We start from the raw sequence: 11,885 nt of genomic DNA on the forward strand, positions 1-11,885 counted from the left end.
GGAAAATATATAATAATATATGAATTTCCGTTCAGCTTCCAAAGGAATACCGACAAATAATATTTTATCACTTTTAGAAAAATGTTCAATAAGTTTGGTTAAAAATTTCTAAGATAATTATTTTTTATTCTAATATTGATTAGGATCATTAAATATATCTTGTTTATCTGGCATTATAAGTGCACATACAAAATAAACAATAATACTATTTGGAAAAAATTTCATAGTTAACAATACAAATAATACTCTAATTAAAGTAACATCATTATTAATATAATCTAAAAATACATTATAAATACTTTAAGTGGTTAGTATTATAAGAAAAATACTTGTAAATCTCATGTGTTCATTATAAACTCTTTAAAGAAAGATATATTAAAAAGATAGGAGACGCATAATAATGAGTACAATTGCAGGAAAAGGTTGCGCAAGAATAATACCAGATGGAGATAAAAGGCCATTAAAAGATATTGAAAGAAGTATTATTAAGAGTTATAGAAAACCTATCTGGACAAAATTTATTAGAGCAATTAAGGATTATAATCTAATTGAAGAAGGAGATAAAATTGCTGTTGGTATATCAGGTGGAAAAGACAGTATACTTATGGCAAAGTTATTTCAAGAGTTGCAAAGACATGGTCAAGTTAACTTTGAAGTAGTATTTTTAGCTATGGACCCAGGATATCATCCAAATATAAAGAATCTATTAATAGAAAACTGTGAATATTTAAATATTCCAATTCATATGTACGAATCAAGTATTTTTGAAGTGGTTGATAAAATGGCTAAAGATTATCCTTGTTACTTATGTGCAAGAATGAGAAGAGGTTCACTTTATGCAAAGGCAAAGGAATTTGGATGTAATAAGCTTGCTCTAGGGCATCATTATAATGATGTAATTGAAACAACAATGTTGAACATATTATATGCAGGTAATTTCAAAACAATGTTACCTAAATTTAAATCAAAAAACTTTGAGAATTTAGAGTTGATAAGACCTATGTATTATATTGAAGAGGATTATATAAAGAACTTCATAAATAATAGTGGCATATGGCCATTAAATTGTGCATGCATGGTTGCAGCTGAAAAAATAGGTAATAAGAGATATGAGATAAAGGATTTAATTAAGGAATTAAAGAAAAATTTTGATGGTGTAGAAAAGTCTATATTTAAAGCGGCAGAAAATGTTAGTATGGATGGTATATTGGGATGGCAAAAAGGCAAGACAAAATATTCTTATTTAGATTTTTATGACGAAGAATAAATCCAAGATATAGTAAAAGTATTTATTAATTTGGATATGTATGTTATATTATATTTAAATATATAGATAAAAAGGAAAAATAAAAAATGACAAATGATTCTATAAAAAATATTGATCCTAATATATTATTAAGTCTAATGAATACGAAGTTAAGAGACCAATATGCTTCTTTAGATATTCTTTGTAATGATTTAGAACTCACCAAAGAATATATTTTAAATAGATTAAAAAGTATTGGATATAACTACAATGAAGAAAAAAATCAATTTAAATAATTTGAAAATTTAGTACAATATTGGGAATAATCAAAAAATAATAAGTCAGTATGTTCACCTAATAATCCACTATGAGATAAACATACAGTCTTGTCTGATGTAAAGTAAAATTTTTTAAGTGGAATTCTACATTCTGGCTGAAGCTAGTTAAACTTATACCCATAGGAGGGAAAATGTCTCCACAAGGGTACCTAGTCTTAAGACAAAATATACATCACATATTTGACTCGTTATTTCCTTTCATATGTTTTAATTTAAAATGCTTAGGAGGATGATGTTGTATGAATTTAAAAAAGACAGGCAAAATAATTACTGTTATGGCGGCAACAGCAGCTTTAATAGCATCATTAGTAACTGATAAAAAAACTAAGGATACAAATGAAAAAAAATAATCAGAGTCAGGGGATTTTGGAAAGGATTGTAGTGGGATGATTAATAAAGAATTTGAATTAAATTATGAACGAATATTAGATTCATTAGATATTAATAGAATCACTATAATTTGGAATCCATCAGAGTCTAAGTTAATAGTTGATGATAAGATAACAGATATTATAGAAGAATATGATGTGGAAAATCAAACTTTAGAACAATTAATGTATTTTATTCATGAAGAAGATAAAAAAAGTATGTTAAGCTTTTTTACTAAGGATTTAAGTAAAAGTTATATAGATAGAGAACAAATACAACAAACATACAAAATAAAAAGTGTTAGAAGTAATATTATTGAATGTATTCTTATTGGAAAAGTAATTCAAAATAATTATAAATACTATTTTGTTGGAACGAGTTATTTATTTGGAAATTTAAATGAGGAATATAGTGATATAGATTCTTTGATGAACAATTGGAGAAAATTAGTTACTCATAAAACTGTAAATTCAATTATTCACTGTGATAGAGTTACAGGATTACCTGACAAATATTTTTTTAAAAATACAGTATTTAATTTATTGAAAAATTTGGTAGATAATAATACAAGAGCAGCTATGATAATAATTAATTTAGATAATTTTAAATATGTAAACGACTCCTTTGGACATGATTTTGGAGATTTATTACTAAAAGAAGTTAGCCACAGTATACTAGCATCAGTTACAGAGGATATATTAGTATCTAGATATAGTGGAGACACTTTCTTATTATTTAAACCTGACATAACAGATATACAGGAAGTAATAACTTTATGTAATATTATAATTAAATCTTTTGAGAAACCTAATATAGTGAATGAAAAGAAAATTTATTTAACAGCAAGCATTGGAGTGGCATTATCTCCAGATCATGGAATAGATTATAATACATTGCTAAAGAATGTAAATGCAGCAATGTATGAAGCTAAAAAAAATGGAAAAAATGAATATGATTTTTTTAATGATAATCTTGCTGTCGAGTTAAATAGAATTTATAGCTTGCAAAAAGGTCTAAGAACTGCATTGCAGAATAATGAATTATATGTTGTGTTTCAGCCTAAAGTATCGCTAGATGATTCTTTAGTTAATGGATTTGAAGCATTGGCTAGATGGAAAAGTAGTGAATTTGGTTCTGTAAGTCCTGCAGAGTTTATTCCAATAGCAGAAAGTTCAAAAATGATAATTCTAATTGGAAGTTTTGTCTTAGAGGAAGTATTTAAAAGAACTAAATGTCTTTTGAATGAAGGTAATGATAATTTTAAAATAGCAGTTAATTTATCAGAAATGCAACTTAGAGAAGATATTGTTTTAGTAGAATTTAAAAACTTAATAAATAAATATAAAATTAACCCTAAATATATTGAAGTTGAGATTACAGAAAGTATGCTTATGAAATCTTTTGATAAGAATGTAAAAATTCTTGAAGAAATTAAAAAATTAGGTGTAACAATAGCCTTAGATGATTTTGGGACGGGATATTCTTCTTTAAACTATTTAACTAAATTACCTATAGATGTGCTAAAAATAGATAGAAGCTTTGTAATTGATTTATTGAGTAATCCTAAAAGTAAATGTATCGTAGAAAATATAATAAATTTATCGCATCAATTAGGAATAGAAGTAGTTGCAGAAGGGGTTGAAGATAAATCTCAAGTTGAGTATTTAAGAACAATATTATGTGATGTTGTTCAAGGATACTATTTTAGTGAACCTAGAATGTTTGATGACATAAGAAATATAATTGGAAAAGAAATTCAATAAAGGTGTTGACAAATAAGTTTTATGAGTATAATATGACAGTATAAAATAAATCCTAAGAAAAGGGATAGTAATCATGATACAATGTCAAAGAGAGCTGAAGATAGTGAGATTTCAGTACGGAAGTTAGTGATGAATGGGCCTTTGAGGAGCGATATGAAATCTTTTGAGAGTAGTTTAGTCGTAGGTCGCACGTTATAGCGAATAAGATATTTTTGTATCTGAAATGAGAGGCATTTTATGCAATCTAGGTGGCAACGCGGATAATCTCCGTCCTATTAATTATAGGACGGAGTTTTTTATACTTAAAAATAGGGGCGTGATAGTTATGTTATGAAAGAAAGTGATTTTAACATAGAAAAAAATTAAGAATAAATATTAATAATAAATATTAATAAAGGGGAGTTTAATTATGAATACAACAAAGGTAAATACAAGGAAAATGGCAGCAAATGCAATTTTAATAGCAATAGGAGCGATATTACATCAAATAGTACCACCATTACCATTTATAGGAATAGAATGCGATTTTTCATTAGCAATGTTATTTATAATAATAGTATTTAATAAGGAGTATAAAACTGCATTAGCATGTGGAATTATTATAGGAGTGTTTGCAGGACTTACAAGTAAAATGCCAGGGGGACTAGTAGCTAATATTATAGATAAATTTATTACTTGTAATGTTATGTATTTAATATTAATACCATTAAGAAATAGCATAAATAGAATAAAACAAATAGGATTATTATTACCTATAGGAACGTTAGTAAGTGGAGCAACATTTATAATAGCATTAATGAAAACAGCAGGATTGCCAGAAGGATTATCATTTAAAATTATGTTTATATCAGCAGTTATACCAACAATGGTATTGAATACAATAATAGGACTTGTAATATTTAAAATTGTTGAAAAAATTACATCAGTGAATGGAACTTATGCAATATAGTAGAAATTTTATGAGCTTATATAATTTAAAGAGACTATTTCAAAACAAGTTGTTTTGAAATAGTCTCTATTTTAGTTATTGCTATTTTTTCATAAAATGAAATTCCTCAGGAGTATTTTCATCAATTACTTTAAATTCATATCCATTATCTTTATAATACTTAATTATATCAGGCAGAGCTTTAACAGAATTTTTGCTCATGTATGCACAATGCATTAACAATATTACATGATCTTTATTACTTTTAGAATTTTTAATAAATACACCAGGGTTAGCATTTGGATGTGCACCGTCACCACTATCAGTATTCCAATCATAAATTTTAAAATTATTTTCATGAAGTAAATTAACCATGGATTCAGAAAGTCTATAACAATTATTATTGCAACCAAAAGGAAATCTTAATATAACTGGTTTAATGCCAACTATAGAATTTATTGTTTCTTGAGTATCAAGCATTTCTTTTAAAAATGATTCATTAGAAGAATAAAGACAATTTTTTTTATGGCTCATACTATGAAGACCAAGAGAATGACCTTCATGATATATTCTTTGTATTAAATGCTCTTGACCTTTAATTTGGTTTCCAATTAAAAAAAAGGTTGCAGGAACAGAATTATTTTTTAATATATCTAATATATCTTTAGTTACTTTTCTAGCAGGTCCATCGTCAAAAGTTAGATAGACTATTTTTTTTTCATTAGCATAAACAGGAATAGTGTTAAACATGTAGTAATTAACTATGGTCATTATTATTAAAATAAATGGAATGTATTTCTTGATGAATTTTAGATTCATATAATCACCCCCATAAATATTTTTGTACAATAATATTATGTACAAAAATTAAGGTTTTATTAAAATATTTAGTAGAGAATAAATTATTTTATATATTTGTTAAATATGAATGAAAGAGATATATAAATAATGAATCTAAAAAAATAATAGTTTGAATGTGCCTAAGATGCTAAAAATCACAATCACATAAAAATTTTTTAATCATATTATATAGAGAGAAATAAAGTAAAGAGGAATTTTTATGGATGATGCTATTTCTAAAGTTGACAATAAATATACAGATAGTGTTAATGCTCCAATGTCAACAGAAGATAATATAGTTAAGAATGGAGAAATTGTAGTTACATCAGTCTTGGATTGTGGAGATAATGAATGTTTGCAAGGTGTAAAGATAAATTTATATAAAATAAATGGGTTATCTCCAGTTCTTATTACATCTAAAATAACAGATAGAGAGGGCAAAGTTGTTTTTTCAGAAGTTGAAGAAGGATGCTATCGAATAATAGAAATTGTCGATAAAAGATATTTTGAAAAACCTAAGTATATAAGTTGGAATGAGATAATAATAGATAGGGTTAATAAAAATCAGAAATTAACTATAATCAATAGAATTAAAAGATTTGTATCACAAGATAAACATAAGCATTTGATATAAAATAAGAAGGCTATATTTAAGATATAAAATATTTTTTGATCTTAAATATAGCCTTTTGCATATATTTAACTGATTTTTTGAATTATATATGTCGCAATTAATAATTTATAGTTAAATATTAATTTATAAAATTTAAATTTAAATGTACATTGTACATTAATTTAAATTAAGCTATAATCGTAATGATTATAAAGTTTTAGAGTAGGTGTTGAATTGGAAGATTATATGTTAAAAATAAAGAAAATTAATGATAAGGCTATAATACCTAATTATGCTCATGTAGGAGATGCAGGATTAGATTTATATGCAGTACAAGAACTAATTTTAAATCCAGGAGAACGAGGATTAATACATACAGGAATACAAATAGAGTTACCTAAAAATACTGAAGCGCAAATAAGACCAAGAAGTGGTTTAGCGTTAAAAAGTGGAATAACTACATTAAATTCACCAGGAACTATAGACGAAGGATATAGAGGTGAAATTGGGGTTATTTTAATCAATCATGGTAATGAAGTTTTTAAAATAGAACAAGGAATGAAAATTGCTCAAATGGTAATAAAACCTGTATTTAAAGTTAAAATAATAGAAACAGCAGAATTGTCTGATAGTGAAAGAAGCGAAAACGGTTTTGGATCTTCAGGTACAAGATGATTTACAGGTATGGATAAATGCTTTGAATATTTATCTATACCTGTAGCATATGAATTAAACTAATTTTAGGGAAACATTGAATCTAGATGGATTATAGTATCCATCCATGATTTTCCAACCCTCAAAATCATTTTTATCATAAAGTAAATGTTCTTCTCTATGTGAAGTTACAGGTAAATCACCAATAAATATTGCTTCTTTAGCAACTCTTTTTAATTCTGCAATTGCTTGTTTGGCATATTCTTGATTTGGAAAATAGTGAAATGCTCCAAAGCAAAATACTTTATCAAAGGTTTTATCCTTAAAAATTAAATTGTTTGCTTCACCGTGTAAAACTGAATTCTTAAGTAGTTCTATATGTCTTTTTACAAGGGAAGTAGAATAATCCACTCCAACATATTGGCCACATTTTATATATTGAGCTAATCCACCAGCGCCACAAGCTACTTCTAACACTGTATCTGTTTCTTTAATATCTAATTCTTCAACAATTTGTCTTGCTATTTCTTTTACATTAGCAGAAGTATCTTCATAGCCATCTAACTCCTCTAGACAATTAGTGTTGCCATTTCCTTTTCTCTCCCAAACTTCTTTCCAATAAGACATATTTTCCATAAATCTCTCCTCCTAAATTTAAGGTAGAGTCAAATTTGAAATAATAGTTCAATGAATATATATAAAATTAATATTCGTAACTTGAAGAATACTATATCGCAAATTTATTCCTAATTTTCCTCTACTAATATTGTTCAGTTAATGAACAATATTATATTAACATTGTTCAGTGTTCACAACAATAAGTTCATAAAATAAAGTGAAATTTACAACATGTAAATTAGGTTACTACTTATTTTAATTATAAATATATTTTTTTAAGAATCATAGAAACATGGAAAAATTCATAAAAAGTATTTTAAAAATTCAGAATAATAGTGTAAACTATATATTAAAGTAATAAAGCTTAACAGAATTAAAGGGGGGTGCTTATAGCATGTATAAAATAGTTAGTAAAAGGGAACTTACAGATAATATATTCTTAATGGATATAGAAGCTCCAAGAGTAGCAAAATCTGCAAAACCAGGTCAATTTATTATTATAAAGAACAATGAAAAAGGTGAAAGAATTCCACTTACAATAGCAGACTATAATAAGGAAAGTGGAACCGTTTCAATAGTTTTCCAAACTGTTGGAAAAGGAACTAAAGAATTAGCTTCATATGAAGTTGGTGAAGAAGTAGCTGATTTTGTTGGACCCCTTGGACAACCTAGTGAGTTAATACATGAAAATCTAGATGAGTTAAAGAAAAAGAAAATTATCTTTATCGCAGGGGGAGTTGGTGCAGCGCCAGTTTATCCACAAGTAAAATGGATGCATGAACAAGGAATAGATACAGATGTTATATTAGGAAGCAGAACAAAAAACTTACTAATATATGAAGAAGAATTAAGAAAGGTTGCTGGAAATCTTTATGTAACAACTGATGATGGAACATATGGATTTAAAGGAACTGGATCAGATATGCTTAAAGACTTAGTTAATAACCAAGGTAAAAAGTATGATCATGCTATTATTATTGGACCAATGATAATGATGAAATTCACTTCTATGTTAACTAAAGAATTAGAAATTCCAACTACAGTAAGTTTAAATCCAATAATGGTTGATGGTACTGGAATGTGTGGGGCATGTAGAGTAACTGTTGGTGGAGAAGTTAAATTTGCTTGTGTTGATGGACCTGAATTTGATGGACATCTAGTAAACTATGATGAATCAATGAGAAGACAAACTATGTATAAGACTGAAGAAGGAAAAGCGATGTTAAAAGCAGAAGAAGGAAATACTCATAGCCATGGTGGCTGCGGTTGTGGAGGTGATAAATAATGGACATGAGTGAAAGATTAGTTAGAATACCAGTAAGAGAACAAGATCCAAAGGTTAGAGCTACAAATTTTGAAGAAGTTTGTTTGGGATATAATGAAGAAGAAGCTACCAAAGAAGCTGCAAGATGTTTAAACTGTAAGAATCCTAAATGTGTAGAAGGATGCCCAGTATCTATTAATATTCCTAAATTTATTGCACATGTTAAAGATGAAAAATTTGAAGATGCAGCAAAAGAAATTTCAAAATATAGTGCGCTTCCAGCAGTTTGTGGAAGAGTTTGTCCGCAAGAAAAGCAATGTGAAGGAAGATGTGTTTTAGGTATAAAGGGCGACTCAGTATCTATAGGTAAGCTTGAAAGATTTACAGCAGACTGGGCAGCAGAGCATAAGGTTGATTTAAGTGCAACAGAGCCTAAGAATGGCATAAAAATTGCAGTTGTAGGAAGTGGTCCTGCAGGTTTAACTTGCGCTGGAGATTTAGCTAAAAAGGGATATGATGTAACTATCTTTGAAGCACTTCACAAAGCAGGCGGAGTATTAGAATACGGTATTCCAGAATTCAGACTTCCAAAAGAAAAAGTAGTTAAAAACGAAGTTGAAAATATTAAAAAACTTGGTGTTAAAATAGAAACTAATGTTATAATCGGTAGAACTATAACTATAGACCAATTGTTTGAAGATGAAGGGTTTAAAGCAGTATTTATAGGTTCAGGAGCAGGTCTTCCAAGATTTATGGGAATACCAGGAGAAAATGCAAATGGAGTAAGCTCTGCTAATGAATTTTTAACTAGAGTAAACTTAATGAAAGCAGCTGTAGATGGATATGAAACTCCAGTTAGAGCAGGAAATAAAGTTGCTGTAGTCGGTGGAGGAAATGTTGCTATGGATGCAGCAAGAACTGCATTAAGACTTGGAGCTGAAAGTCATATTGTTTATAGAAGAGGAGAATCTGAACTTCCTGCAAGAGTTGAAGAAGTTCATCATGCTATGCAAGAAGGTGTAATATTTGATGTTTTAACTAATCCAAATGAAATCTTAGTAGATGAAAATGGATGGGTTAAAGGAATGAAATGTATAAAAATGGAACTTGGAGAACCAGATGCATCTGGCAGAAGAAGTCCAGTTGAAGTAGCTGGATCGGAGTTTGTTATGGATGTAGATACCGTAATAATGTCTCTTGGAACATCACCAAATCCATTAATTTCTTCAACAACAGAAGGGTTAGAAATTAATAAGAGAAAATGTATAGTAGCTGAAGATGAAACTGGTCTTACTACAAAAGAAGGCGTTTATGCTGGTGGAGATGCAGTTACAGGAGCAGCAACAGTAATTTTAGCTATGGGTGCTGGTAAAAAAGCAGCAAAAGCTATAGATGATTATTTACAAGGAAGGTAGAATATTTATTATAAATCAATAATTAACGGGAAAGCATGTTGTCTGAATTTTGTTGAGTAGATATATAATAAGGTATATTAAAAAAATAAGAGATATTTGTTCTAAGAGATTAGTAAACTAAGTAAGAAACTTTAAGTTTACTAGCGTCTTGTACAAATGTCTCTTTTGTTTGTGTAAATTATTTTGATTGTTTTGAAAAAATAGAAAATATTGAGAATTAGTGAAGTAAATGTAATGATAAAGAGAAATATATAGATTGTTCTTTTTTCAAATAATTTTAAAATCCAAAATTACAAAAAAGTGTTATTTGACATAGTGAAAGGAATCATATAGAATAGGTAATATAAGATGAACATTCTTTGAAAATTGAATTTGTTATTAAACCATCTTAAACCTGGGGGCGTTTTGGCTTCGACGGGGGTGGGATAGGGTTTGTTAAGCGAGTCGAGGGAAGCATGTGTCCTCGCAAATCAAGTATGCATTAATGTAAACGCAGAAGATAATTTTGCAATAGCAGCTTAGTTTAAAGCTACTCATCAGCCCTTGCTGCCTACGGCTTGGATAACTGGTGTCATTAAGTAGGAAACGAAGTTTAGCAAAGCTTTGAGCTAAAGGGGTATTTATGAAGCTACCGGAAAGTATAGCCTGTCTAAGGGCGATGCTTTTGGGGAATCTTAAAACTTAGACTGCACTCGGAGAAAGGCAAATTCAGCTGCTTTCGGACAGGGGTTCGATACCCCTCGCCTCCACCATGAAACCCACGAAAATCTAAATTAATTTTCGTGGGTTATTTTATATTCCTAAATATCATTAAACTCCAAATATTTAGATTTACTGCCAGTATAAAATAATATTAATTTGTGAAGTGCTCTAGTTGATGCAATGTATAATAGTCGTTTATCAAATCCTGTTTTATATTTTCTGCTATTTGCGTCATAAACTAGAACACAATCAAATTCCAGTCCCTTAGCCATATATATAGGTATCAACATTACACCATTTATGCTCTCATTATCTCCACTAATAATTTTGATATTTATTTTATCTTTAAGTCTATTATAAACTGTTTTACATTCACTCATACTCTTACATAGTACTGCTATTGATGTATAATTTAACTCCTTATAATTATATATATTGTTAACTATTTTTTCATCTAAATCATAAATAGTATCAGCTTTAATTACTTTAGGTTCCTCTTCATGTCTTTCAAAACTTTCTATTTGAATATTTTCATTAAGAAAGTTATTACTAAACTTACTTATTTCATATGAACATCTAAAACTTTTATTCATGGATACGGCTAAGCTTCTCTTTTTACCTAATATTGTTTTTACATCCTCATAAATAGATAAGGTAGCTTCTTTTCTTTCTTATAGGCTGAAGTTTTTCAAATATTTTATTTTCAATTATTGTCAGTTTTTTTTCAATAGGCATATTTGCAGTATCCTTTAATAAAAACTCTTTAATTGAATGTCTATCATTAATGTATATTCCATCATAATAAATATCTGAAACGTTTATCATTCTATGCTCAAAATGCTAGATTAATCTTTTAAGTATTATTACAAATTCTTTTGAAGATTTAAACTCCATACTTGATTTAATAATAGTTCTTTTTTTTATATCTTTAGTACTTATTATCTCCTCTAACAATTCATTTTTGGATTTAATATTAATATTAATATTATAACTAAATATATATGTTGCAAAATGAAAACTTCAAAAATAACTATCAAGAAAAAATATCCATAAATATAAATCAACTAAAATATCCAAACTAAAAATAAAATTATCGAGAGGTGTTAACTATGGATGTTTTAGTGCTTAATAAGAT

13 protein-coding genes, 1 other RNA gene and 1 other annotated feature are annotated in these 11,885 nt (G+C 28.0%); of the genes, 9 read left to right on the top strand and 5 right to left on the bottom strand.

Annotated features, from left to right (window positions below):
* Positions 1 to 129 precede the first annotated feature (129 nt).
* Positions 130 to 297: a PspC domain-containing protein gene (locus LLF98_RS13725; protein WP_366512120.1), complete on the bottom strand. Its 168-nt coding sequence runs from the start codon at positions 295 to 297 to the stop codon at positions 130 to 132.
* A gap of 103 nt (positions 298 to 400) precedes the next feature.
* Between LLF98_RS13725 and LLF98_RS13730 the strand changes: the two genes are divergently transcribed.
* The 4 genes from LLF98_RS13730 (at position 401) to LLF98_RS13745 (ending at position 4,665) form a co-directional block, all read left to right on the top strand.
* On the top strand, positions 401 to 1,267 hold the full coding sequence (locus tag LLF98_RS13730) for an ATP-binding protein (RefSeq protein WP_291704539.1): 867 nt from the start codon (positions 401 to 403) through the stop codon (positions 1,265 to 1,267).
* Positions 1,268 to 1,353: 86 nt separating this feature from the next.
* Complete coding sequence (locus LLF98_RS13735) at positions 1,354 to 1,542, top strand: DUF4250 domain-containing protein (protein WP_291704540.1); 189 nt, start codon at positions 1,354 to 1,356, stop codon at positions 1,540 to 1,542.
* A 428-nt stretch (positions 1,543 to 1,970) separates the two neighbouring features.
* Positions 1,971 to 3,716: a bifunctional diguanylate cyclase/phosphodiesterase gene (locus LLF98_RS13740; protein ID WP_291704542.1), complete on the top strand. Its 1,746-nt coding sequence runs from the start codon at positions 1,971 to 1,973 to the stop codon at positions 3,714 to 3,716.
* Positions 3,717 to 3,761: 45 nt separating this feature from the next.
* Positions 3,762 to 3,994 (top strand) — a binding site (T-box leader).
* A 131-nt stretch (positions 3,995 to 4,125) separates the two neighbouring features.
* Entirely contained in the window at positions 4,126 to 4,665 is a 540-nt protein-coding gene (locus LLF98_RS13745; RefSeq protein ID WP_291704544.1) for a tryptophan transporter, read from the top strand.
* 81 nt (positions 4,666 to 4,746) lie between these two features.
* On the opposite strand, the gene LLF98_RS13750 is transcribed toward LLF98_RS13745, so the two are convergent.
* A complete protein-coding gene (locus tag LLF98_RS13750; protein WP_291704547.1) occupies positions 4,747 to 5,463 on the bottom strand; it encodes a polysaccharide deacetylase family protein in 717 nt (238 codons plus the stop codon).
* A gap of 241 nt (positions 5,464 to 5,704) precedes the next feature.
* Here LLF98_RS13750 and LLF98_RS13755 point away from each other — a divergent pair, with 241 nt between their 5' ends.
* Entirely contained in the window at positions 5,705 to 6,118 is a 414-nt protein-coding gene (locus LLF98_RS13755; protein ID WP_291704550.1) for a prealbumin-like fold domain-containing protein, read from the top strand.
* A 213-nt stretch (positions 6,119 to 6,331) separates the two neighbouring features.
* On the top strand, positions 6,332 to 6,772 hold the full coding sequence (gene dut, locus LLF98_RS13760) for a dUTP diphosphatase (protein WP_291704551.1): 441 nt from the start codon (positions 6,332 to 6,334) through the stop codon (positions 6,770 to 6,772).
* Between the two features lie 54 nt (positions 6,773 to 6,826).
* Here the strand turns inward: dut and LLF98_RS13765 are convergent, their stop codons facing one another.
* Positions 6,827 to 7,387 (bottom strand): class I SAM-dependent methyltransferase, encoded by a 561-nt coding sequence (locus tag LLF98_RS13765; RefSeq protein WP_291704553.1) that lies wholly within the window; start codon positions 7,385 to 7,387, stop codon positions 6,827 to 6,829.
* Between the two features lie 376 nt (positions 7,388 to 7,763).
* Here LLF98_RS13765 and LLF98_RS13770 point away from each other — a divergent pair, with 376 nt between their 5' ends.
* The 3 genes from LLF98_RS13770 to ssrA all read left to right on the top strand — a co-directional run bounded on the left by LLF98_RS13770 (position 7,764) and on the right by ssrA (position 10,800).
* Complete coding sequence (locus LLF98_RS13770) at positions 7,764 to 8,654, top strand: sulfide/dihydroorotate dehydrogenase-like FAD/NAD-binding protein (RefSeq protein WP_291704555.1); 891 nt, start codon at positions 7,764 to 7,766, stop codon at positions 8,652 to 8,654.
* Entirely contained in the window at positions 8,654 to 10,048 is a 1,395-nt protein-coding gene (gene gltA, locus LLF98_RS13775) for an NADPH-dependent glutamate synthase (RefSeq protein ID WP_291704558.1), read from the top strand. The genes LLF98_RS13770 and gltA overlap by 1 nt, the downstream gene beginning before the upstream one ends.
* Positions 10,049 to 10,444: 396 nt before the next feature.
* Positions 10,445 to 10,800, top strand: a transfer-messenger RNA (tmRNA) gene (gene ssrA / locus LLF98_RS13780).
* A gap of 48 nt (positions 10,801 to 10,848) precedes the next feature.
* Here the strand turns inward: ssrA and LLF98_RS13785 are convergent.
* Positions 10,849 to 11,343 (bottom strand): 3'-5' exonuclease, encoded by a 495-nt coding sequence (locus tag LLF98_RS13785; RefSeq protein ID WP_291704560.1) that lies wholly within the window; start codon positions 11,341 to 11,343, stop codon positions 10,849 to 10,851.
* Positions 11,344 to 11,389: 46 nt separating this feature from the next.
* Positions 11,390 to 11,575, bottom strand: coding sequence for a hypothetical protein (locus LLF98_RS13790; protein WP_291704562.1), 186 nt, complete (start codon positions 11,573 to 11,575; stop codon positions 11,390 to 11,392).
* Positions 11,576 to 11,885: the final 310 nt, after the last annotated feature.

This window comes from Clostridium sp. (assembly GCF_021372645.1).
Classification (GTDB): domain Bacteria; phylum Bacillota; class Clostridia; order Clostridiales; family Clostridiaceae; genus Clostridium.